Annotated in this window: 23 protein-coding genes; 8 read left to right on the plus strand and 15 right to left on the minus strand. The window is 33.3% G+C overall.

Annotation, left to right across the window (positions count from 1 at the left end; translation table 11 throughout):
• Positions 1 to 40: 40 nt before the first annotated feature.
• Both FLACOL7796_RS18465 and FLACOL7796_RS18470 read left to right on the plus strand, forming a co-directional pair.
• Positions 41 to 1,033, plus strand: a complete 993-nt coding sequence (locus tag FLACOL7796_RS18465; protein WP_173972199.1) for a PorP/SprF family type IX secretion system membrane protein — start codon at positions 41 to 43, stop codon at positions 1,031 to 1,033.
• A 9-nt stretch (positions 1,034 to 1,042) separates the two neighbouring features.
• Complete coding sequence (locus FLACOL7796_RS18470; protein WP_173972200.1) at positions 1,043 to 1,561, plus strand: gamma carbonic anhydrase family protein; 519 nt, start codon at positions 1,043 to 1,045, stop codon at positions 1,559 to 1,561.
• Positions 1,562 to 1,650: 89 nt separating this feature from the next.
• Here the strand turns inward: FLACOL7796_RS18470 and FLACOL7796_RS18475 are convergent, their stop codons facing one another.
• The 6 genes from FLACOL7796_RS18475 to FLACOL7796_RS18500 all read right to left on the minus strand — a co-directional run bounded on the left by FLACOL7796_RS18475 (position 1,651) and on the right by FLACOL7796_RS18500 (position 6,505).
• A complete protein-coding gene (locus FLACOL7796_RS18475; RefSeq protein ID WP_173972201.1) occupies positions 1,651 to 2,367 on the minus strand; it encodes a LytR/AlgR family response regulator transcription factor in 717 nt (238 codons plus the stop codon).
• A 100-nt stretch (positions 2,368 to 2,467) separates the two neighbouring features.
• On the minus strand, positions 2,468 to 3,178 hold the full coding sequence (locus FLACOL7796_RS18480; RefSeq protein ID WP_173972202.1) for a dioxygenase family protein: 711 nt from the start codon (positions 3,176 to 3,178) through the stop codon (positions 2,468 to 2,470).
• Positions 3,179 to 3,191: 13 nt separating this feature from the next.
• Positions 3,192 to 4,316 (minus strand): sensor histidine kinase, encoded by a 1,125-nt coding sequence (locus FLACOL7796_RS18485; RefSeq protein ID WP_173972203.1) that lies wholly within the window; start codon positions 4,314 to 4,316, stop codon positions 3,192 to 3,194.
• Entirely contained in the window at positions 4,317 to 4,655 is a 339-nt protein-coding gene (locus tag FLACOL7796_RS18490) for a DUF4907 domain-containing protein (protein ID WP_232067405.1), read from the minus strand.
• The gene (locus tag FLACOL7796_RS18495) at positions 4,639 to 5,646 is read right to left on the minus strand and encodes a Kelch repeat-containing protein (protein ID WP_173972204.1); all 1,008 of its coding nucleotides are present in this window, start codon (positions 5,644 to 5,646) and stop codon (positions 4,639 to 4,641) included. The genes FLACOL7796_RS18490 and FLACOL7796_RS18495 overlap by 17 nt, the downstream gene beginning before the upstream one ends.
• A 16-nt stretch (positions 5,647 to 5,662) precedes the next feature.
• On the minus strand, positions 5,663 to 6,505 hold the full coding sequence (locus tag FLACOL7796_RS18500; protein WP_173972205.1) for a DUF6268 family outer membrane beta-barrel protein: 843 nt from the start codon (positions 6,503 to 6,505) through the stop codon (positions 5,663 to 5,665).
• 230 nt (positions 6,506 to 6,735) lie between these two features.
• Between FLACOL7796_RS18500 and FLACOL7796_RS18505 the strand changes: the two genes are divergently transcribed.
• Positions 6,736 to 8,064 carry a DUF4270 family protein gene (locus tag FLACOL7796_RS18505; RefSeq protein WP_232067406.1) on the plus strand — a complete coding sequence of 443 codons (1,329 nt, stop codon included), beginning with the start codon at positions 6,736 to 6,738 and terminating at the stop codon, positions 8,062 to 8,064.
• Positions 8,065 to 9,300, plus strand: a complete 1,236-nt coding sequence (locus FLACOL7796_RS18510; RefSeq protein ID WP_173972206.1) for a PorV/PorQ family protein — start codon at positions 8,065 to 8,067, stop codon at positions 9,298 to 9,300.
• Positions 9,301 to 9,302: 2 nt separating this feature from the next.
• On the opposite strand, the gene murI is transcribed toward FLACOL7796_RS18510, so the two are convergent.
• The 8 genes from murI to FLACOL7796_RS18550 form a co-directional block, all read right to left on the minus strand.
• A complete protein-coding gene (gene murI / locus FLACOL7796_RS18515; protein ID WP_173972207.1) occupies positions 9,303 to 10,079 on the minus strand; it encodes a glutamate racemase in 777 nt (258 codons plus the stop codon).
• Positions 10,080 to 10,233: 154 nt separating this feature from the next.
• The gene (locus FLACOL7796_RS18520) at positions 10,234 to 10,737 is read right to left on the minus strand and encodes an OmpH family outer membrane protein (protein ID WP_173972208.1); all 504 of its coding nucleotides are present in this window, start codon (positions 10,735 to 10,737) and stop codon (positions 10,234 to 10,236) included.
• A 15-nt stretch (positions 10,738 to 10,752) separates the two neighbouring features.
• On the minus strand, positions 10,753 to 11,766 hold the full coding sequence (locus FLACOL7796_RS18525) for an OmpH family outer membrane protein (protein WP_173972209.1): 1,014 nt from the start codon (positions 11,764 to 11,766) through the stop codon (positions 10,753 to 10,755).
• Positions 11,767 to 11,813: 47 nt separating this feature from the next.
• Positions 11,814 to 14,561, minus strand: coding sequence for a BamA/OMP85 family outer membrane protein (locus tag FLACOL7796_RS18530; protein WP_173972210.1), 2,748 nt, complete (start codon positions 14,559 to 14,561; stop codon positions 11,814 to 11,816).
• The gene (locus FLACOL7796_RS18535) at positions 14,494 to 15,234 is read right to left on the minus strand and encodes an isoprenyl transferase (RefSeq protein WP_173972226.1); all 741 of its coding nucleotides are present in this window, start codon (positions 15,232 to 15,234) and stop codon (positions 14,494 to 14,496) included. The genes FLACOL7796_RS18530 and FLACOL7796_RS18535 overlap by 68 nt, the downstream gene beginning before the upstream one ends.
• A 4-nt stretch (positions 15,235 to 15,238) precedes the next feature.
• A complete protein-coding gene (gene porG / locus FLACOL7796_RS18540) occupies positions 15,239 to 15,928 on the minus strand; it encodes a type IX secretion system protein PorG (protein ID WP_173972211.1) in 690 nt (229 codons plus the stop codon).
• A gap of 173 nt (positions 15,929 to 16,101) precedes the next feature.
• Positions 16,102 to 16,989, minus strand: coding sequence for an NAD kinase (locus tag FLACOL7796_RS18545; protein ID WP_173972212.1), 888 nt, complete (start codon positions 16,987 to 16,989; stop codon positions 16,102 to 16,104).
• A gap of 91 nt (positions 16,990 to 17,080) precedes the next feature.
• On the minus strand, positions 17,081 to 17,740 hold the full coding sequence (locus tag FLACOL7796_RS18550) for a CBS domain-containing protein (protein ID WP_173972213.1): 660 nt from the start codon (positions 17,738 to 17,740) through the stop codon (positions 17,081 to 17,083).
• Between the two features lie 116 nt (positions 17,741 to 17,856).
• Between FLACOL7796_RS18550 and FLACOL7796_RS18555 the strand changes: the two genes are divergently transcribed.
• The 3 genes from FLACOL7796_RS18555 to FLACOL7796_RS18565 all read left to right on the plus strand — a co-directional run bounded on the left by FLACOL7796_RS18555 (position 17,857) and on the right by FLACOL7796_RS18565 (position 21,936).
• On the plus strand, positions 17,857 to 18,570 hold the full coding sequence (locus FLACOL7796_RS18555; protein WP_173972214.1) for a pyridoxine 5'-phosphate synthase: 714 nt from the start codon (positions 17,857 to 17,859) through the stop codon (positions 18,568 to 18,570).
• A gap of 232 nt (positions 18,571 to 18,802) precedes the next feature.
• Entirely contained in the window at positions 18,803 to 21,079 is a 2,277-nt protein-coding gene (locus tag FLACOL7796_RS18560; protein WP_173972215.1) for a TonB-dependent receptor, read from the plus strand.
• A 5-nt stretch (positions 21,080 to 21,084) separates the two neighbouring features.
• A complete protein-coding gene (locus tag FLACOL7796_RS18565; protein ID WP_173972216.1) occupies positions 21,085 to 21,936 on the plus strand; it encodes a DUF4249 domain-containing protein in 852 nt (283 codons plus the stop codon).
• Positions 21,937 to 21,987: 51 nt separating this feature from the next.
• On the opposite strand, the gene FLACOL7796_RS18570 is transcribed toward FLACOL7796_RS18565, so the two are convergent.
• Complete coding sequence (locus tag FLACOL7796_RS18570) at positions 21,988 to 23,382, minus strand: hypothetical protein (RefSeq protein ID WP_173972217.1); 1,395 nt, start codon at positions 23,380 to 23,382, stop codon at positions 21,988 to 21,990.
• A 219-nt stretch (positions 23,383 to 23,601) separates the two neighbouring features.
• On the opposite strand from FLACOL7796_RS18570, the gene FLACOL7796_RS18575 reads away from it, so the two are divergent.
• Positions 23,602 to 24,366: an alpha/beta fold hydrolase gene (locus tag FLACOL7796_RS18575; protein WP_173972218.1), complete on the plus strand. Its 765-nt coding sequence runs from the start codon at positions 23,602 to 23,604 to the stop codon at positions 24,364 to 24,366.
• The last annotated feature ends 110 nt before the right edge of the window (positions 24,367 to 24,476 follow it).

Consider the following 24,476-nt stretch of genomic DNA (forward strand, 5'->3'; position numbering starts at 1 on the left):
ATTATGAGAGTCTAAAATTTATACCAACAAATTTGCCTTTATGAAATTTAGAATCAGGGTTTTATTTATTTTTTTAATCTTAACATCTTATTCCTATTCTCAAGAAGGAATACCAGTTTATTCAGATTATTTATCAGATAATTATTACTTGATTCACCCCTCAATGGCAGGTGCTGCCAATTGTGCTAAAATAAGATTAACAGCCAGAAAACAATGGTTTGGTCAGGAAGATGCACCGCAACTTCAAACCTTAACTTTTAATGGTAGAGTAGGCGAACGATCAGGAGCCGGAATTATTATTTTTAATGATGAAAATGGTTACCATTCGCAAAAAGGAGTAAAGCTTACTTATGCGCACCATATTATGTTCTCCAGAGATGAAATCGATCTTAATCAGCTTTCATTTGGTATTAGCGGAGGAATAATTCAGAGCCAGCTGGATGAAACTAAATTTGGAGGAACTTTTGACCCAATTGTTTTTGGTCAGATTCAAAAGGATTCTTATTTTAATGTTGATGTTGGAGCTTCCTATAATTATCTTGATTTTTATGCCCATGCAACCGTTCAGGGATTGCTTGAAACCAGAAGGGAATTATATGCAGATTACGAAAGCGATAATGTTAGAAAGTTTTTGCTGAGTGCCGGATATGTTTTTGGTAAAAGCAATAATATTACCTGGGAGCCATCGTTTTTATTTCAGTTATTTGATAAAACAAAAGAAAAATCTATTGACCTGAACATGAAAGCTTATAAAAATATGGATTTTGGTAGCTTGTGGGCTGCGTTATCGTACAGAAGAAGTTTTGATGGCGTACAATATAGTAAATCAAATAACGGAATAGGATCTCAAAAACTACAATACATTACGCCTATAGTGGGTGTAAACTATAAAAACTTTATGTTTGCTTATACATATTCTCAGGTTACCGGCGATGTGAAATTTGACACTGGCGGATACCATCAAATTACTTTGGGAATTAATTTATTTTGTAAAAAGGAACGTTACGATTGTAATTGTCCGGCCATTAATTAAATTTTTATCATGCTTATTAAAACTGTAAACGGAAAAACACCATCTATCCCGGAAGATTGTTATGTTGCTGAAAATGCGACAATTGTTGGTGATGTTGTTTTTGGTGATTCTTGCAGCGTTTGGTTTAATGCTGTAATTCGTGGTGATGTAAATTTTATTTCGATTGGGAATAAGGTAAACATTCAGGATGGAGCCATTATACATTGTACCTACCAAAAACATCCTACTATTATAGGAAACAATGTTTCGATTGGCCACAATGCGATCGTGCACGGATGTACGATTCATGACAATGTTTTGATTGGTATGGGTGCCATCGTAATGGATAATTGTGTTGTAGAAAGCAACTCAATTATTGCTGCGGGAGCTGTTATTACCCAAAATACAATTGTACCTTCAGGAACTATCTATGCTGGTGTTCCGGCAAAAAAAGTGAAAGATATTGACCAGTCAGACTTTGCAGGCGAGATCGAACGTATTTCGAACAATTATGTAATGTATTCAGGTTGGTTTAAAAACGAACAGTAAGAATAAAAATCCAAAATAAAAATTCCAAATTCTAATAGCGCTTCAGGCATTTTGGAATTTGGAATTTTTTATTATTTGAAATTTAAATATCATAAGTTGATTCGTTCGAAAAAAGCATTTTTATAGCTTTCGCTAATAGGGATTCGTTTATCACTAATTAAAACTTTATTTTTCTGAATCGATTTTACATGTTTTATATTGATGATATAAGATCTGTGAATTCGCGAGAAGCCTTTACTTGAAAGCAAGTTTTCCAGCTTTATTAAACTGATTAAAGTCAGCGTGAATTTATTATCTGTGGTGTAAATTTTGACATAATCTTTTAAACCTTCGATAAATAAAATATCTGAAAAATTCATTTTTACGTTTTCGTATTCTGCTCTTACAAACATAAAATCCTGTTCTAATTCAGGAGCAGTGGTGTTTTCAGAAATTGCCTGAATGGCTGTTGAAGGATTTAAAACCTGTTGTGCACGTACAACCGATTTTAAAAAACGATGAAACGGAATTGGTTTTACCAAATAGTCTACAGCGCCCAGATTAAAACCTTCTACGGCATAATCAGAAAAAGCAGTGGTAAAAATAACCAAAGGCTTTTTTTCGATTGTATTTAAAAAATCAATTCCTGAAAAGTGCGGCATCTGAATGTCGAGAAAAATCAAATCAACATTGTTTTGATTGATAAATGAAACGGCATCGATAGCATTATTAAAAGTACTAATGAGTTCTAGCGAATCTACCTTTCGAACAAAATCTTCTAATAGTTCTACCGCTAAAGGTTCGTCGTCTATAATTACACATTTCATTTGTTGAAGTTTAAATTTAAAAAATCTTTGGCAGTCAAAAGTAGTTTTAAACCAGTAAAATAAGTTCTAAAATTATCATAAAATACTGATTGAGCTTAAATTATCCGTTTACGGTAATTGTTTTTCTTAGTGTGTAACCGTCTGTAAGATTGCCTGTTAGTGTTGCTAATTCATCAGCTAAACTGTCCGAAAATACGTTGTCTTTTGTGTTCGAAGTGTCGGCCTGACCATGAGCGGCATAATTGGTACTCGAATACACGGTACTCGAAACATTTTCAGGAAAAGCAATTTGGGTTACCAGTAATGATGCGCCGCTATTGCTTAAAACTTCGACATGTACATGCGGTGCTCTGCCCTGATACCAACCCGGAAAAATCGAAATAAACGATACTTCTCCTTTTGAATTTGAGGTTTGTCTGCCTCTTAGAAAATGAACTGAGGTATAATTAGTTTGTTGCATTGAGGTTCCGCCATATTCTGAATAATTTCCATCTTTATCGCAATGCCAGACATCAACCAAAACACCCGCTAATGGCGCGCAATTATTGTTTTTATTTTCGATGACTAAATTAATTAGCAAAGCAATTCCAACGCGGTCAGATTTTATGTTTTCTAAAACTAACTGGCTTGGTGTTTTAATAGGAAACGGACCTTTGGTTTCTGATGGCGAAACAGAGCAGCTTCCATCTCCGGATGCGTTCGTGTCAGCATCATCATGATCACTTTTAGAACATGATTCTAATAATTTAGAAGCCGTGGCCAGAGAAGCAATTCCTAAAATACTGTTTCGGATAAATTTTTTTCTGTCCATACTTCTTTTGTGTTTAATTTATGGCCGTTTGAATTTTATCTAATTTTAAATTCAAATGCACACGATAATAGTGATTGTCTTGTGTGATGTTCAATTCGTGTGCGTTTGGATAAAGCAAATCCAGTCGGTTTTGAATATTTACCAATCCAATTCCTGAGTTTTCAGGATCTTTAACATAGTTTTCAATTGTGTTTTCTATCCAGAAATCAAGGCTGTTTTCAAGAATAAAAATCTTGATTTTTACATGCGCGGCACCTTTGTAATCAGTCCCGTATTTAAACGCATTTTCAACAAACGAAATGAGCAATAAAGGTTCGATAAACTTATTTCTGGTATCACCATGAACATTGATCACAATGTCTTCGATATTGTTGAGCCTTAGTTTTTGTAATTCTATATAATTCTGGATATAGTTCACTTCTTTTTCTAAAGCCACCGTTTTATTATCTGTTTCGTAGAGCATATAGCGCATTAATTCTGATAACGTTACGATGGCATCAGGGACCAAATCAGATTTTTTGTGTGCCAGAGAATAGATACTATTTAAGGAATTGAATAAGAAATGCGGATTGGTTTGTTTACGCAAATAAATCAATTCAGTATTCGTTCTGTGTGTCTCGGCAATTAATTTGTTTTGTTGGTTATTATAAAATTCTGTAAGCGTTCTGATAATAGCGCTTATGGTAATAATTAAGATATAAAAAAATGAAGGCCCAATTTTGAAAAATAAAGGCTGTCTTGTTGCTAACACCGCAGCTCTAACTCTTCGTCCTTTATACATTAATTTAAAATCTTCAGGCGGTATGTTGTGCATCATATTGCTTGGCTTTAATTGTCTTACCTGCGAAAAGTCAGGAATAAAATAATTAATCCTTATAATCATAAACAATAAAATAAGAGCAAATACAAATACAAAATACAGCCAGTATTTTTTTTCTAAAAGTAATACGGGAACCAAATAAAAGTAATTGAGATAGAACAGGATAATTCCTGTAGCCCATTGTACATAAAAATCATTGTTGATCCTGAACGGACTTTCGTAAAACTGAATTAATGAAGTCAGTATGAAGAAAACCCATATGATGCAATGAAATAAAATTTTATTTGAACTCGTATTTCTGATAGTATCGATTGTCATTTATAATTTAATTTTTAATAAAATTAAATCATTTTTGGTTACAGTTGGTGATATGTTCTGATTGAGTTTGTCTACTACTAAATGCGCGACCTTTAAGGCGTCACTTTCAGTAGTAAAACTTTTAGTGTCGCTTATTACCGGAATCACAGACTGCCTGATTATAATTTTATTTTTAAAAGCAATGGAATAACCCCAACCTGACGTAGTTCTAAAGGATTCCGTTTTAAAATTTTCATTTTTTACACAAGCAGTAAATAGTAAAACCGGTAAAAGCAACATTACATTCTTCCGGATTTTACTCCAGAAGAATTGTTTTTTATGATTAATTGTCGTCGTCACTTTGTTTGTCTAAAGGTTTAAACTCCCATGCATCATCAAAATAGGTAGAACCTACTCTTCCAAGCATATAGAAACCACGATTATTAATGGCAAAACCAACTGCGTCTGTTCTGCTGGCACCTTCCATAGGGGTTCTTTCTACCCATAAATCTGTTGCCGGATTGTATTCCCAGGTTGTTTTTACATTTTCTCCACCCACGATATATCCTAATCCGTTCATAGAGAAACTAGACGCGTTAGAACGAACAATAGCATATTCATCATTATACGTATAATCATCGTCTGTATCTTTATCGATGTCACGCTTTCTGGTCCATACCTCCGTAGCAGGATCAAATTCCCAGAAATCTTCCTGATAAACCCCGTTGTTAATTCCGGTTCCAAAATATACTTTGTTTGCAATTACAAAAGCAGTAGCATTACGACGTTTGTTTCCGCTAAATCCATTTACAAGAGTCCATGTATTGGTTTGGTCATTGTACTGATAAAAATCTTTAAGGTAATTTCCATCATACCCCGTTCCAAAATAAGCTTTTCCTCCGGCTTGAAAACCTACGGCTGCATAACGTCCCGTTCCTGCAAAATCAGCTTTTTGGCTCCAGCTATTACTTGTAGGATCGTATTGATAAAAGTCTTTTAATTTATTGGTTCCGTCGTAACCCAAGCCAACATATCCTTTATCGCTAAGTGTAAAACTAGAAGCAGAACTTCTTCCAATTCCTGTAAAATCTGCTTTTTGTTCCCAATAATCTCCGGTAGAATTGTACGCCCATAAATCTTTCAAATAAACGTCGCCGGTATAACCTGTTGCTACATAAGCAAAATCTCCAATAACAAAACTGGTTGCACTAGATCTTGCAGGACCATCAAATGCCGATTTTTTAATCCAGTTTCCTATCAAATCATCGTCGTCATTGTCGTTGCTGCAGCCTATAAAAAAGAGGCTCGAAAACAATGCCGCGAATAATATTCCTTTTTTCAAATTATTCATAGTGTATTAAATTTATTTATTGTTTGTATTTGATGCCAACTCCTAAAACGTAACCATTACCGGTATTAAAATCATAAACATTATGATTGTCATTATCCTGCAGGTTGTATTTTTTATTAAAATCATATCCGGCTTTAAAATTAAAAAGCCAGTTTTTATCTACATTTCTTTCGTATTCTAATGCTGTTGTCATTTGCGATAAGCTTACTTTCGATGCATTATTGTTTAGAGTGTTTTGCTGATCTAAACGATAAAAATTACCATTGAAATTGTTGTTGAGACTGAACTTATTTCGAATATTATTAGAGTATGAAATCTTTGAATCCGGAAACCCAATTAGTAAAGAACTTTGATCGTTTATTTGATAATTGAATCCTAATGTGGGCATGAATTTCGGTGTGCCAAAAATGGTTGTCCGGGCAACTCCGATACTAATAAATGTCTTCGAACTCAATTGCTGCTGAACTTCAAAACTTCCTAAAAGCGAGAAATCATCAGTATTTAAATTGCTTTGAAAATTTACCATTGGAGTAATCGAAAAATTCAGCTTTGTTGTATTGGAGATTTCATGAGAAAATCCAAACCTGTTTTTGATCTGATTGAATTGATCCAATTGCTCGTACGCAGTATTACTGCCTAATTCATAATTCACTTTCAAATTCGAATATTCTAATGTGTTTGTTATTTTATTCTTTGCACCTATGTTTTTGTTAAACGATATTCCAATATTGGTTTCGTTAAATTTAATTTTATCAGTAGGTTCTGTTTTTACATTCGCACTTACTGAAAAGTTCTCCTGAGCTTTCATGTTGAAAATTGAAATCAAAAAAAACGAACAAATTAAAAACCTTGTTTTCATTACTTATTTATTGGTTCAAAAGTAGGTGGCTAGTGGTTTTAAAAAAAAGAAGATATATGTACGGTACTTTTTGATAGACTAAATGGCCCTTTTTAAGGCTGAATGAAGTATTTGATGGTATTGATGCATTGTAGATGTTTTTTTGCTTTTTATAGTCTAAAAACACGTGGCTGTATATGTTATAGTGTGGTGCAGGAGAGTGCAATTTATATTTGTTCAAAAAATTGAATATGCACAAGTTTATATTGATGTTGTTTTTGGCGGTTACCGCACTATCATGCGGAACTGATTCTGATGCGGGTGACTTTGTTGTAGGATCAGATTATCTCGCTGTGGGTAATAAAGTGATTTTAATTGATACCGTTACAGTTGAAATGTCTACGATAAATTTCGACTCGCTTATTACTTCAAGTCAAAACCGTATTTTGATTGGCAATTATGAAGATCCAATCTTTGGGAAAGTAAAATCGAACAGTTATTTTCAATTGGCAGGAACTTCATATGTATTAAATAGTAGCGGTTCTGATACCGAAACGACCAATTATGTTTTTGATTCTATTTCGATGATTCTAAAATATGATAACCATTATTATGGTGATACTACTAAAGTGCAAACTTTTAATATTCATCGACTCACTCAAAAAGTAAAACCGAATACAGATGATAAAAGCTTCTATAATAATTCGGCTTTAACTTATAGTGATGAAAGTTTAGGAACAATATCGTATAAACCCAGGCCAATTGAAAAAGACTCTATCAACATTAAAATGAGTGATGCTTTTGGAGCTGCACTTTTTCAGAAACTAAAGAAAAGGGAAATTACAGATTTTGATAGTTTTAATGAATATCTAAAAGGTCTTGTTCTTGTGCCGGTAACTTCAAATTCTGCCAGCGTCATAGGTTTTCATATAGAAACAAGCAAGGTCAGGCTCTATTACTCAAAATATCAGGCAGACACAGAAGAAGTCCCGTTTATATTAGATTTTACTATTACAGACGCCTCTAAACAATTCAACGCCATTTCATCTGATAAAACGGGAACTTTACTTGAAAATTTACCTAATTCCAGCAGTAAGCTCTCAAGTGCCTTAACAAACAGGCAGGGATTTATACAGTCGGGTTCAGGTGTAGCGTGTAGAATCGATTTTCCGAATATCAAACAGCTTAAAAAAATAGCTACCAACGGAGCAATTGTAGATGCTAAAATTCTCCTCAGGCCAGTTAGTAATACTTATTCTGAAAAATACCCATTGGCCGATTCTTTAAAGATTTACATAGGTGATAATTTAAATAGATTAAGCGGTTCGTTACTAAATTCTGCGGGTAAAACAGTTTATGGTATTCTTAATAAAAAAAGTGATGAGTTTAATGAAAACATTGGATACACAATTCCTATTGGTACTTTTTTACAGAAAGAAATGCTGAAAAATACAGACTCGAGATCTTCTCTTGTACTAACATTGCCTTCTATTTCTAAAGCCGTAGATCGAATTGTTTTAGGAGATCAGAAAAATTTAAATAATAAAATCCAGCTTAAAATTTATTACATCTCTTATTAAATGAAAAGTAAAATAATATATCTAAGTTGCTTCATGGTATTGTCGCTAACTTCGTTTTCGCAAAGTATTTCAAGTTCACCATATTCATTATACGGAGTAGGTAGTGTATATGATGCTGATTTTGGTATAATTCCGGCTATTGGTTCATCAGGAATTGCTTTACCATCAGATACTTTTATAAATAATCTGAATCCGGCATCGTTAGGCTATTTGCCTCAAAATCACTTTATGTTTGATATTGGCGGAAAAGCAATTTCTACAACCTATCAAAACAGTTCTAAAAGCGAAAGCCGTAATAATTTTCAGTTTTCGCATATTGCATTTGCTTTTCCGGTTACTAAAAATTCAGGATTTAGTGTGGCTTTAAAACCGTATTCAAGTGCTGCATTTAAAATTTCAAACTTAAAAATACCTATAGAAAATAGTCAGGATTATTACTATCTGACCGCTGCAGGTTCTGGCGGATTAAATAATTTTGATTTCTCGTACGGATATCGATTGGGGAAAAAATTATCTGTAGGAGCATCGGCAGCTGTATTGTTTGGAAATACAAGTGATAACAGAAGCTTTTTGATCGAGAGTTCAGTTACCAGTATCCAGAAAAAGACCACGTACAACGGTTGGCGCGGTACATTGGGGGCGCAATATAAAATTGATTCTACTTTAACTGTTGCAACGACTTTTAAGCTCCCAACTCAAATTAAAGCTTCAAAGGTGCAAACGGTTGAGACGATTGCAGATGATGTTATTACTACAGTAGAGTCTAATGTGGCATCAGATACAGATGATTATTATATGCCTTTAGAAATGGGTATTGGGATCAGTAAACGATTTAAAAATAATCTGAACATGACATTAGATTATGAAAAAAGTTTATGGAGTAATAGTAACCAGTCTGAGTTATATGGCAATTTTGTGAATCAGGATCGATTTGCACTTGGGTTTACTTACAGATCTAAAAAAAATGTTCGAAAATATTGGGATAGAATTCAATACGCGACGGGTGTAAACTTCGATACTGGTTATCTTGAGGTTGATGGTAAACGAGTAAACAATGCGGCCATTTCTATCGGACTTTCTTTACCGCTTGAAAACACATATTCGGCTCTGAATATTTCATATTCGTACGGACAAAAAGGAAGTATTTCAAATGATTTAATTAAAGAAAACTATCATAAGATATCTCTTAATTTATCATTAGACGGTATATGGTTTATTAAACGAAAAATAGATTAGGCTTAAAAGTCTTTTTCGATTACAGGATATTTATATTCTAAAATTGATTTTAAAACTTCAGGATTTGAATTGACATAAAATACAGGATCGCTTTTTTGATTGTCTGTAAAACCAACTTTATCGCGCAAAATATTTTGAGTTTGTCTTGCAACAGCTTCTCCGGAATCAATAATCTGAATGTGCTCCGGCAGTATTTTTTTTATCTGAGGAATTAGGTAAGGGTAGTGGCTACAACCCAAAACAAGGTAATCAATATTAGCATCGATCATAGGTTGTAAATACGATTCTAATAATTGAGTCATTTCAGGAGAATTCAAATTACCATCTTCAATAAGCTGAACAAGTCCGTAGCCTACTTGTTCGATTATTTTAGTGTTCTGGAACATCTCTGCTGTTTTATTGAAGAGTTCACTGTTTAGTGTTCCTTTTGTCGCTAAAATCCCAATTACTTGTGTTTTTGAGTTGTTTGCGGCTGGCTTTATAGCCGGTTCAATTCCTATAAACGGGATATCATAATCTGCACGAAGTTCTAATATCGCATTTGTTGTTGCGGTATTACAGGCAACGACAATAAGCTTGCAATTCATGTCAAGTAAAAAATCAACATTTTTTTTGCTCAGCGCTACAATCTCTTCTTTTGTTCTCTGACCATAAGGAGCATTTTTACTATCGGCTAAATAAATAGTTTGTTCGTTTGGAAGTAAGTCGTGAATGGCGCTCCAGATGGAAGTTCCTCCAATACCAGAATCAAAAACGCCTATAGGATTGTTATTCGTCATGTTACAAATTTAGTGTTTTTTGAAATAAATAAGTATTCCAATTTACGTGAAATGTGCGAATATTTCGGTTTTTTAGTTTTAATTAAATGTAAAAAAAAACTGCTTAAATCTTTACAGGTTTAAGCAGTTTTTTTTATTTTAAGAAATCTGTTTTTTAGAATCCTAAATCTTTTTTTACATCAGCAGTCAAGTTTGGACCGTCAGCTAATAAAAGAGTAGAACCATCTAATACGTATTGGAAACCTTTAGCTTTTCCAACTTTTTGGATAGAAGTTCTAACTTTTTCCATTAATGGTTTAACGATGTCAGTTTCTTTTTGTTGTAATTCTTTTTGAGCGTTGTCTCTGTAATCAACAATTCTTTTTTGCATGTCCTGAACTTCTTTAGAACGCTCAGTGTTTACAGCATCAGTTACAGTTGTAGATTCAGTTTCATACTTTTTGATTTTTACTTGATATTCGTCAACCATTTTTTTGTATTCTGCATCGTATGTACCACTTAATTTTTGTAATTGGTTTTGTGCATCCAGCATTGCAGGCATTTTCGACATAATCTCGCTAACATCAACATGAGCTACCTTAGCTTGTGCGTTCATTGTGTTACTTGCTCCTAAAACTAAAATGGCAGCAATTAGTAAAGTTTTGATTTGTTTCATCATTTTTAAAAATATTAATTAATTATTGGTCGTATTTGATTTTTGTGCGTCGGCTTCTTTTGCTTTTTTAGCCGCTTCTCTTTCTTCTAAAATTTTCTTTCTTCTCTCTTCTAATTCTTTTTTACGTTCCTCGTAAAGCTTTTGTCTTTCTGCCGCTTTGTCTACTGCAGGTGTGGCTGTTGCTTCGGGTTTTGCTGTCGCATCAGTTTTAGCTGCTTCTGTTTTGGTAGCGTCAGTTTTGGCTGCTTCTGTTTTAGCAGGTTCAGAAACCGTGCCATTTTTTTTAGCTTCTCTTTCTGCAGCAATTGCTTTTCGTCTATCGTCGTATTCTTTTTTCTTAGCTTCTTGTTCTAAGCGTCTGTCTTCAATTAGTTTTTCTCTGGCAGCTCTCTTTTCATCTAATGCTTTTTGTCTGTCTGCCATTGCCGGATTTTCATCGATAGCATTTTCTATGCTTTCTTTGGCTTCCTGGTCTTTTAATTGTTTTTTAGTCAGTTGCTCACGCTTATCAGTTCGGTTTAAAACACGAATTACCTGATCACTGATGTCAAATTTTTTATTACTAAAAAGCATTGTCAAATCAGATGATTTATCAAATACGAAATCATAATTCTTAGCTTCGGCTATATCCTGAACTGCGGTAAAAACCTGGTCTTGTATAGGTTTTGCCAATGCAGCTTTTTGATGAATCAAGTTTCCGTTAGCTCCAAATTGTTTTTCCTGATAGGTCAGCATTTCATCTTCCTGAAACTTAATTTCCGTTTCTCTTTCATCAATAAGTTCTTTGGTAAGTAAAGCCCTTTCGGCTTTAAGGCCATCTTTAAGCTTACTGATGTCAAGTTTTTTGGCTTCTATATCTTGTTTCCACTTTTGAGCTTTTAACTCTAATTGAGCTTTAGCTTCTTTATAATCTGAAACATTTTCTAGAATATATTCCATGTCGATGTAGCCAATTCTGGTCGTTCTCGTTTGAGCCTGACTTGCATAGGCTACGATCAAAGCTGAAAATATAAATAAAAATTGTTTTCTCATAATATTAGTCTATTTGAAAATTTCAAACAAATGTACTAAAATTTCTACTAAAACTGTTGTCCAATAATAAAGTGAATTTCTTTACCATGTGCTTTAGTTTCTCCTGGTTGAGGATCGAAACCATAACCCCAGTCAATACCTAATAATCCAAATGCTGGCATGAAAACACGTAATCCAACACCGGCAGAACGATAAAGATCAAATGGGTTATAATCTTTAAAAGTTGGGTATGATGAACCAGCTTCTAAAAAGGCCAACGCATAGATCGATGCAGATGATTTTAATGTAATTGGATAACGTAACTCCATAGAGAATTTGTTATAAATAGTTGCTCCAATTTGCTCATTTCTTGAATTTACAGGAGTTAATGAGTTATTTTCATAACCTCTTAATCCGATAGTTTCTCTACCATCCATTGAATAACTCTGCATTCCGTCTCCTCCTAAATAGAAACGCTCAAATGGTACAACACCTCTTGTTTGATCGTAAGCACCAAGGAATCCAAACTCTGTTAATGTTCTAAGAACTAATTTACCATACAGTTTAGTATACCAGTCTGCTTTAAATTTAATTTTATAGTACTCTAACCAGTTGTATTTCTTTTGATCGACTTTTCCCTGATCTGTATCTGCACTTGCGTAATCAGATCCAACACTTACAATTCCAGACTGACCGTTTACTGTTTCTGTTTTTACGTAATCACCAGTGTTAAGAGGTTGCCCGTCTACACCTGAAGTAGGTGATCCTGTATATTGTGATTTGTATTCTTTTTCATTTTGTAAGTTTCCGTAATCAATTCCGTTAAATAACGAATAAGGAGGCGTTACTTTTGCCGAAATACTAAAGTCTGAACCGTAAGTTGGGAATATTGGGTTAACCCCTTTATTACTTCTTGATAGTCCAATTGTATATGCTAAGTTTCTTGATGCTCCGTTACCAAAAGTAAATAATCCTGTATTGTAATTATTTAAGTCATAATGTTGGTAACTCACAGATTGTGATAATACAAAATAATCATCCGGCACAGTAAGACGTTTTGCTAGACCTACTTGTAATGTTAAGATGTTGAAACTTTTGCTTTTATCTACACTTCTTGTAGCATAGTTGTTTAAGAATTGCTTACTGTAAGAGATAGATGAACTAAATTGTACAGGTTTTTTACCTCCAAACCAAGGCTCTGAGAAAGAGATACTATACGTTTGGAAATAAGTACTTCCTTGTAAACGAAGAGATACTTTTTGTCCGTCTCCCATTGGTAATGGTTTGTACGATTCTTTGTTGAATATATTTCTCGCAGAGAAGTTGTTAAACGATAATCCTAAAGTTCCAATGAAACCTCCACCACCGTAACCTCCCTGAAGTTCGACCTGGCTAGATCCTTTTTCTACAACATGGTATTCGATATCAACTGTTCCTGCACCTGCATCAACATTTTTGAATTTTGGATCAATTGCTTCAGGATCAAAGAATCCTAATTGTCCAATCTCACGAATAGTTCTAACCAATTGTTCTTTACTGTACTTTTCTCCCGGCTTAGTTCTAAGTTCACGGTAGATAACGTGGTCATTAGTTTTATCATTTCCTACTACAGATATTTTATTAAAATAAGCAATAGGGCCTTCTGTAACTCTAATTTCGAAATCAATAGTATCATTTACAGTTTTTACCTCTACAGCATTGATGTTAGAGAACAAATAACCATTGTTTTGGTATAAGTTTGTAATGTCTTCTGCATCAGGTTTTGTTTTGTCAGCGATACGTTTTTCAAGTAAAACTCCGTTATAGGTTTCTCCTTTTTTAATTCCTAAATAACGACTTAACAATTGATCCGGATAAACGGTGTTTCCAAGAAATTTAATATTACCAAAGTAATATTTGTTTCCTTCTTCCATCTTTATTTTGATGGCAAGCATATTTTTCTTCTTGTTATAAGTAACAGAATCATAAATAATACGGGCATCACGATATCCTTTTTCTTTATAAGTTGCAACAACTTTTTCTAAATCGGTTTTGTATTTTTCAGGAATAAACTTTGAAGATTTTAAAATACGAAGCACATTTTTTTGCTTGGTATCTTTCATAGCTCCTCTTAACTGAGAGCTTGTAAGTTGTTTGTTACCAATGAAATCGATACTGCTAATTTTTACTTTATCACCTTTATCTACCCGAACGAGCATGTTTACGTGATGTCCGTTAACGGTATCAAGAGTATTTGTAATAGTAACTTTAGTATTATAGAAACCGTCTTTTTTGTACTTGTTTTCTATATAGTTTTTGGTTGTCGTAATTAAGTTTTCGTTGACAATTTTATTTTTGGTCAAATTGTTGTCCTTAATTAATCCTTCGACTTTACTTCTCTTAATACCAACGAATTTTACTTCGTTTAGCTTAGGAAGCTCAACAATATTAAGGTCTAAATAAATACTGTCATTGTCTATTTTATTGACGTAAAAGGCAATTTCATCAAAAAGCCCAAGTTTACCTAATTTTTTAATAGCGCCACTAATTTCTTCACCGGGTACGGCTATTTCTTGTCCTTTTTGAAGGCCAGAAAAGGTAACAACGGTTTGTTCATTGAAGCTTATTTTACCAACGACAGAAACTTTAGCAAGAATGTACTTTTTTCCTTGATCAAAAGGAACTCTTTCTTGTGCTTTTATTTGTGAAAAACTACCCAAAACAAGTAGGGTAAAGACTATTTGTATTCTTTTTTGTAACACTAAAAAATTATTTAATTTGTTCACTGGTTTTTCCAAATCTACGTTCTCTTTTTTGATAACTAATAATAGCCTCATATAAATCTTGGTCTTTAAAGTCAGGCCACAAGACATTAGTAAAATATAATTCTGCATAGGCGATTTGCCACAGCAAAAAATTACTTATTCTATGTTCTCCACTTGTTCTTATTAATAAATCTACGTCAGGTAAATTTTGCGTGTAAAGATGCTCATTTATAATTGAATCGTCAATAGCGTCTATTGAAATTATATTATTTTTAACTTTATTACTGATGATTCTTACGGCATTTACCAATTCTTCTCTTGATCCGTAACTTAAAGCCAGAGTTAGAGTAAGACGGGTATTATTTTTTGTCTTGTCCATTACATCTAATAGCTCTTTTTGAGCTGATTTTGGTAATTTATCAAGGTTTCCAATTGCATTAAGTTTGATGTTGTTTTCCTGCAAAGTAACAAGCTCTTTTTTTAATGAATTGATTAATATTTTCATTAATGCTTCGACCTCTAATTTAGGACGATTCCAGTTTTCTGTAGAAAAAGCATATAACGTTAAATACTCAATGCCAAGTTTGGCACAATTCGTAATTGTTTTTTTTACAGATTTTGTTCCGTTTTCATGACCAAATGCTCTTAAAAAACCTTGTTGTTTTGCCCAACGGCCATTTCCGTCCATAATTATGGCCAAATGCTTGGGTAAGTTTGTTTGATCTATAGAGTCTAGTAAATTCATTTTATTAATATGCGCAATAGCAAGGTTTTTGTCCAAAGGTATAAGTTAAAGTGATACCTGAAAAGACATACCAGTCATTATTATTTAAATTTCCAAATTTTAATACGTTTGGACTATTAGTATTCGGGTTACTTCCGTCAATATTATCTGTAAAAGTGTAACGGGCTCCTACTTCGGCACCTAAAACCCAGTGTGGTGCTATATTCGATTTTATACCTAATATAATAGGTATAGCAAGCGAACTTCCGTTTTGCTTTTGCATCACGTTTGGATTTGTTATGTTACGGTACAATTGATCATAAAGAAAAAAACTTAATCCCGAATATACATAAGGAGTAACTTTTGTATGATAATCATGCAGGTTAAAATCGAAAAAATTAAATTCTAGACCGGCAGATAGTTCTTTTATGTCGTTTTTGAAACTAAAACCTCTTAGGTTTCTTCCTGTTTCTTTTGAATCCACATCATTTCCGGCTACAGTTGATTGTGTATACGAAAAGCGATACGCATGACGCGGACTTTTATTCCATTTATACAAAACTCCAAAAGCTAGTTTTTCAGGAGCAATATAAGTCGTACTTCCTACGTCACCAACAAAGTTACTTCCACCAAGAAAAACACCAATCTCATTGATTTGAGCATTTAGTGTGATAAAGGGGGAAAAACATAACAATAAATTCAAAATTTTCTTCATTTAATTCAAAATTGCGTGCAAATATAATAATTATCGATACGAATCAACGTTCCTTTAGTTAAATGTGCTTTTTTTTAAATTTACAATATGATTTTGAGACATTTAATGATGATTCGATACATGCAGAACGGCAAAATGTGGTATTATCGTATAGTAGTGAATCACAAAAGAACTTAATTTCTCTTATCTTCTCCCCAAAGTAACTTATTTCTAAGTGTTTTTAGGAAAGTTTCGCCTGGAATTTCGACCATTTTTATTTTAAAGTCTGTTTTGGTAATCGTTAGAACCGAATCGTTTTTTACCGAAGCAATTCTTGAATCTAACGAAACCAGATATTGGTCTTCTCTTCCGGAAACACGAAGTTTAATCTCTGTATTATTTGGTATTACAAGGGGTCTGGCGTTTAAATTATGTGGTGCAATTGGTGTAATTACTAAGCTTTCGACATTTGGCGTTAAAATTGGGCCGCCACAACTTAAAGAATATCCGGTAGAACCGGTAGGCGTAGAAATGATTAATCCATCTGCCCAGTATGAATTTAAGTATTCATCATTTAAATAGGTATCAACCGTAATCATCGATGTAGTATCTTTTCGGCTCACGGTTACTTCATTCATGGCAAAATTCAGATTCTCTTCAATTGCATCGTTTTTGGGGTCGCAAGCCAAGCTGAGTAAAGTTCTTTCAGAAATAGTATAGTTTTTATCAATTACAAACTGTAAAAAATTATCGATACTCTCTTTAGGAACCGTGGCCAGAAAACCTAATCTTCCTGCATTAATACCTAATATAGGAACGCCGGAATTACGAACTAAAGTAGCAGCTCTTAAAATAGTTCCGTCACCACCAATACTAATCAGCATGTCAAAACTATCATCCAGCGATGTGCTCGACGAAAAAGTTTGATACTCCTTTTTAACTAGTTGCTTTTCGTGAAGCATTTTTAGAAAGTTTTCTTCAATAACCATTTCGACATTATTGTTTTTGAAAAACAAAAAAATGTCTTTGATAATGGGTTCCGTACTGTTTTGATAATACTGTCCGTATATGGCTACTTTCATTCTTTATAATTAGATAATGAGGAAATGTGTTAATTTGATAATTTATTAGTTGAGATCATTTTCTAATTTTCTCATTGACCAATTTTCTAATTTATATATTAAGGTATTTGTCTAAATAATCAGAGCGTTCTTTCAGGCTATTGATATAAGCGTCTTCCTGATGTTCTGAAATAATTTCATAACCATATCTTCGATACGTCTGAATAATTTCATTCATTGGTCCTACGCCAATTTTTATCGTAATCTGAACATTTTCAAGATCAGCTTCAGATACAAAACAACCCAGGATTTTACCATTATTGCTTTCTACAATTTGCGTAACCTGACCCATCGAATAGTCTAGAAGTCCTTTTTGAACGATAATTATGCCGCCTTGTTCTTTTAAAAATGGAGTTTCCTGAAAAAATTTCATGATATCTTCCATTTCATAATAGCCAATGTAGGTATTATTTTCATCCAGAACCGATACCACATTGGTATGATTCTTTGCAAAAACTTCTAAAACATCAAGCCACAGCATTGATTTTCGGGCAAAAAAACGTTCCAGAGTATATTTGTAATCAATAACTTTTTTATCTGTGTCAAAAGTTTCAACATCATCAGCAGCGATACTTCCAATGAAAATTCCGTTTTCCAAAACCGGAAAATGTGAAAAATTCAAATCAGCAAAAAAGTCCTGAACCGAGGCTATCGTTTCCTGACTATCTATCGCTCTGAAATCATTGGTGATATAGTTTATAATTTCTGTCATAAATCTGTTAAGGATATTTCATGCAAAATAATCAAAAAATAGCAAAAACTGCTACGTTTTACTTTGTATTTTTGTCGTAACAAATATAGTGTTACTAGAATTAATTATCTATTTATATGACAAAGTTAAGTGTAAATATCAATAAAATTGCAACCCTTCGAAATGCCAGAGGAGGAAATGTTCCTGATTTATTAAAAGTTGCGGCCGATATTCAGAAATTCGGAGCACAGGGAATTACCATTCATCCACGTCCGGATGAGCGTCATATTCGTTATCAGGATGCACGCGATTTAAAAGCAATCGTTCACACCGAATATAATATCGAAGGAAATCCACAGCATAATTTTATCGATTTGGTTTTAGAATGCAAACCCACTCAGGTAACATTAGTTCCCGATGCAATTGGCGCGATCACATCTTCGGCAGGTTGGGACACGATAAAAAATCAGGAATATTTAACTGAAGTAATTCAGGAATTTCAACGTAACGGAATCAGAACTTCGATTTTTGTTGATCCGGTTCTGGAAATCATCGAAGGAGCAAAGAAAACAGGAACAGATCGTATCGAATTATATACAGAAGCTTTTGCGCATCAATACGATTTAGGAAATAAAAACGGAATTGATCCTTATGTTAAAGCTGCAGAATTAGCAAACGAGTTGGGTTTAGGAATCAATGCCGGACACGATTTAAGTTTAGATAATATTCAGTTTTTCAAACAAAATATTCCAGGTTTATTAGAAGTTTCTATCGGGCACGCTTTAATTGCCGAGGCACTTTATCTAGGTTTAGATAATGTGGTGAATATGTATTTGAATAAATTGAAATAATATAAAAAGGAGTAGGGCATGACCCGCAGAAAAAGCGGGTCGGGCTATTCGTTTCAATCTTTCGTTTTTTAAAGAAAAAAACGAAAGGATTTCCACTACTATCCCTCATGCAACATTTCCGGTCGTGATAAACTTTTTACGGGTACAAGTTTACACTAAAGAATAAAATATTTACATCAGCTAAGAATTGATTTATAATTGATTACTTTCGCACTTTTCTTATTAAAATGAAGTGTTGAAAGCTATAATTCTCCTTTTCTTATTCTCCTTTTCTACTGTATTTGCGCAATCTAAAGCCACTATAATAGGAAACATAAAATCTTCTGAAAACGAAAACCTTCCGGGTGCCAGTATTTCTTTAGAAATAAAAAAACAGCACTATTACGCAGTATCTGATACTTTGGGTAATTTTCAGCAAAATATTTCTTTAGGACAATTAAAAATAACAGTAACTCAATTGGGTTATCTGCAGAAATCTCTACATTTTGATTTTATAAAAGACACTCTAATTTCAATAGTGTTAGAAAGGGATATTTCTCTTTTAAAAGAAGTAGTAATAGCCAATGATAAAAAAAAGGGTATTACGAATTTGTCGGGAGGTAAATTATCTTTCAATCTAAAAGAATTATCCTCTGTACCAACAGTTTTGGGTACTACTGATATTGTAAAACTTTTGCAGTTAACACCAGGCGTACAAAATTCAGGAGATGCAAACGGATATTTATATGTAAGAGGAGGGGATCCGGGGCATAATGCAATATTATACGACGGAACTCCTATTTATGGAATGTCGCATTTATTGGGTGTTTTTCCTTTCTATAACACAGATCATATTAAAGAAGTCGAATTTGATAAATCGAGTTCGAATTCAAAATATGGCGGACGTTTAAGTTCTACAACGCTTTTAGTCCCGAATAAAAAAATACCATCTGAGTTGGGTATTCAGGGAAATGTTGGAATCCTGGCGTCGCAACTTACCTTAGCGGTTCCTGTAAGCGATAAAGTGGGTTTTTATATCTCAGGGCGAAAAACTTATATAGATGAAACCGTTGGGCCATTATTACGTTCAGATTCAGAAAGCAATGATGCTCAGGATATGAAATATGGTTTTTCTGATGGGAATGTTACTTTGGTTTCGCAAATTTCTAAAAAGAATTTCCTTTCTGTAGATGCTTTCATTAGTGCAGACGAATTGAAAATAAAAGATGGTGAGCTTGCATTACGAACGAATTTAAAATGGAGTAATTTTACAGTTGCTCCCACTTTGGTAACTACTTTTTCGCCAGTATTAAGCATGTCAAATGCGGTTTATTTTAGTAAATATTCTAATGAACTAAATATGGAGCAAGCTACAATACAGTTTGGAGTTTCTTCGTACGTAAAAGATTTTGGCTTTAATAATGTCTTTCGTTATTCGATAAAAAATATTCCTATCGAATCTGGAGTACAATACGCACATCATAATTTACAACCTCAAAAAGTAAATGTCGAAAATCTTACCAATAATGATACTTCTCAAAATAATATAATTAATGCTGATGAAGTTGCTGTTTTTACAACTGTTAAACCCAAATTAACAGATCGGTTAAATGCTGAACTGGGACTTAGAATTAATTACTATACGTCAGGTTCAAATGACTCATACTTGCATTTTCAGCCTCGTGTTTTATTAAATTATGTCGCAAACGAAAAATATTCTTTTTACGGATCTTACAACAGGCAATATCAATATTTGAGTTTAGTAACCACTTCAAGCGTTGGAATTCCTACTGATTTTTGGATCGCAAGTTCAGACGGAATAAAACCACAATCTTCTGATGAGTTTTCGATAGGTGCAAATCAAAATATTTCAAAAAGTATTTCTTCTTCTTTCGGAGGATTCTATCGATTGATGAATAATTTACTGGAATATCCTTACGGAATAACTCAGTTTAACGAAATCACAACATTAAAAAATGATTTATTAGTTGGAAAAGGAAAAGCATACGGATTAGAGATGATGTTGCGCAAAAACAGCGGTAAATTTACAGGTTGGTTAAGCTATACGCTAAGTTGGTCTGATCGAAATTTTGATGAACTGAATAACGGAAACACTTATTTTGCCAAATACGACAGAAGACATAATCTTTCGGTAGTTGGGATGTATGATTTGAATTCAAAGTGGAACTTTGGTATTACTCAGGTATTTAGTTCGGGAAATCGTTTTACGATGCCAACTTCATGGTATTTTATCAATAATAATCCTGTCAAAGAATATTCAGAATATAATAATGCAAAAATGCCAAATTATCTCCGGACAGATCTCTCCGTTAATTACTTTTTCCTGAAAACAAATAAAAAAGAAAGCGCTTTGAATTTTTCGATTTATAATACTTTTAATATCGAAAATCCAATTTATGTTTTTTTGAATATTCAGGTTAATGAAGATAAAAATAACGTGATTGTAAAACAGGAGAAAAAAGTTTTATACAGAATATTGCCTTCGATAAGCTGGAGATTTAAATTTTAAAAGTCATGAAAAAATACATACTATTTCTCTTTGTTTTAATTGCTGTAAGTTGTTCTAAAGATGATTTTAGCGAACAAAGTAATGAGTCTAAAATTGTAGTCGAAGGATGGATAGAAGAAGGCGATTATGCTCACGTTTTGTTGTCGAGCAGTATTCCGGTTGCCGATGCAATTGATTCTACAAATGTTTTAAATCACGTGATAAGATCTGCAAAAATCACCATTTCTGATGGTCAGACTTCAGAGGTTTTGAGAGTGACAAATGATAAAAATCGCATACCGCCATTTGTTTATTTTGGTTCAACTCTAAAAGGCGAAACAGGAAAACAATATTCATTAAAAATAGAATATTTAGACAGAGTTATTGAGGCAGTAACATCAATTCCGCCATCTGTTGAGTTAAAAAGTGCTGAATATATAAAAAAGGCTGCTACAGATACTATAGGTTATATTTTTGTAAAATTTGATGATCCTGTAAATCAGAAAAATTATTATCAGATTGCTACAAAAATCGATAAAGAAGAACCCATTTTTACACCTGCATTTTATGGGAATTTAGATGATACAAACTTTGCAACTCCGTCAATTTCAATGCAAATAAACAGAGGGCTTTTGCTTTTTTCTAAAACTAAATTCACGCCATATTTTACAGATGGCAATTTGATTCATGTAAAATTAAGAACCCAAAACAAAGACGCCTTAGATTTCTGGAACGGCTGGCAAAACGAAATTGTAAATAATAAGAATCCAATTTATCCTTCGAATACAAGTCTTAAGTCGAATATAAAAGGAGGAATAGGCATTTGGGCAGGATATGGGCAAAGTACTATAATTGTTAGAACACCACCTAAAAAATAATGCCGATTTGAATGGTTTCAAATCGGCATTAAAAGAATTATTAAAAACTATTTATTTTTTAAAAGATGCTGCAAAATCTTTATACTTAGTTAGCAAATCATTAAATCCAGTTGAGAAATAAACGCTTGCTGCTACTTCGGTATTATCATTGAATTTTAAGTACAATACTTCGTCAAGATAAGGTCGTGAAAATAATTCTCCAGTACCATCCCATGTCCAGTAACCACCTTTTGCATACCAAACAGGTAAATCGAAAGTATATTCACCTGATTTATCTGAGTGTTGAACAAGTTCAGCTATTTTAGTTCCATCTTTTTTAGAAACTAAAATTAACTTAAAGTTTTTATTAAAGCCGGCTGCAATACCTTCAGATTGTTTTTTCTCGTTTGCATTTATAGTGGTGTAATATGCTTTGTAATTACTGTTAGCTTTGTCGTAATCCGGATAAGCAGGGCGAACTAAACTTTTGTATAAAGCTTCTCTGTCAGTTGCTTCAGTAGCTAAATCCATATCTGCGATAATTACAAAATTATCCAATAATGTAAATAGACCATTTGCTTTTCCTTTATATTGAGCAAGTTCCTCGTTATTTAGTAAAGCATCAATGTTTGCTGAGCTTCCTCCGTTAAAGTCAACTAATATTTTTCCGTTATAAGTAAGTACCGCTTTCGAAGTAGTTGCTGTACCTTTTTTACCACTCATTTCCCAAACGTAACCATCATTTAGGCTCATTTTGTAAGCAAACTCATCTGGTGCTGGTTTGCTGTTAGAATACTTAGCAGTTTGAGTAAGAGAAGCAGACTGAACGTTATCAATTGTTAATGTTGCATCAGTCGAAGTAGGTAAAAAGAAGTAGTCATATACAGTTGGAGTATGTATCATTTCTTGTTTCTCACTGTCATAGTTCCATTCGCCGTAAGTGTCAGTATTTTTTACTTTAATATCTGATGAAACACTATTAGCTGATAAAACAGCGTTGTTTGTAGTTTGGCTTTTTTTAGCAGGGAAAATAAATTTTAATTCAGTTTTCGAAGCAGTTTTAACCCAGATTTTTTTAGTATTATCCCAGGTATAAATACCATAAACACCAGAAATATTTAAAATTTCTTCAATACCGTTACTACTTTTTCCGTCAAAAATATCAACTTGATCGATGCTAAATAAATGTCCAAGATTTTGAATTGCTTCAATTGCACTTGAGCTTTTTGTTTTGTTAAGCTGAACCAACATTTCGTTTGCTTCTACCTCAAGCTTTTGTTTTTGTTGTGCCGGGGTTAAAGACGAATAAGGTTTTTTAACAAGTTCTGCAATTTGTTCAGCAAGGGTTTTGTCTTTTGTAGGCTCCTCTGTTTTTGGGTCTGTTGTAGGATCTGTATTGTCATCGCTAGAACAAGAGATAGCAAATTGCGAAAGAACTACCGCGCATAAAAGAAATTTTTTAATCATGGTCATGGTTTAAATTAAATGATTAAATCAAAATTTAGTTTTGATTTTTTAATGCCGCAAGATAATGTTTATATTAGTTTTTGTTTTACGGGAAACCGTAACGCTGTAAATATTTTTTTAATAAAATTGAACTAAAAAACATTTGATAAAATTTATTAGGTTACACTTTGCGGGATAAGTTTTACCTTTGTTTTTATGTTTTTTAAAACCAAAATATAAATGTTATACTCAAAAATAGAAGGCGAAGGAAAACCATTTATTATCATGCACGGATTTTTGGGCATGTCTGATAACTGGAAAACTTTGGCAGGACAATATGTAGAAGCCGGATTTCAGGTTCATATTTTAGATTTACGAAATCACGGGCGTAGTTTTCATTCAGACGAATGGAGTTACGAAGCCATGGTACAAGATGTTTTCGAATATTGTCAGGCAAATCAATTAACCAGAATAGATATTCTGGGACATTCGATGGGAGGGAAAGTAGCCATGCTTTTTGCAACTACACATCCTGAAATTGTAGATAAACTAATTGTGGCCGATATTGGTCCCAGATTTTACAAACAACACCATCAGGATATTTTGGCAGGATTAAATGCAATTGATTTTTCTGTAAAACCAAGCCGAAACGATGTCGAAGCAACTTTATCAGAATATGTTCCTGATTTTGGAACGCGTCAGTTTTTATTAAAGAATTTATATTGGCAGGAACCAGGACAATTGGCGTTTAGATTTAATCTGGAAGCTTTTAATAATAATCTCGATGCTATTGGAAAAGCTTTAGATAGTGATTTGGTATTTGATAAACCAACCTTATTTATTCGCGGCGGAAATTCAGGATATATTCAGGATGCCGATTTTGATGCCATTCGTCAGCAATTTCCAAACGTTAAGTTCGAGACAATTCCAAATGCAGGACATTGGCTTCATGCCGAAAATCCTAAACTGTTTTTTGAATTAACGACTGAGTTTTTAAAAGAATAGCGAAGTTCAAATGTTTATAGCCAGAGATTAAGAAGATTAGAATGATTATTTTAATCTGTGAGAATCTTTTTAATCTGTGGCAAAAAAAGCAATAGTTGATAAATATAAAA

Origin of the sequence: Flavobacterium bizetiae, assembly GCF_902804475.1 — a bacterium.
GTDB lineage: Bacteria > Bacteroidota > Bacteroidia > Flavobacteriales > Flavobacteriaceae > Flavobacterium > Flavobacterium bizetiae.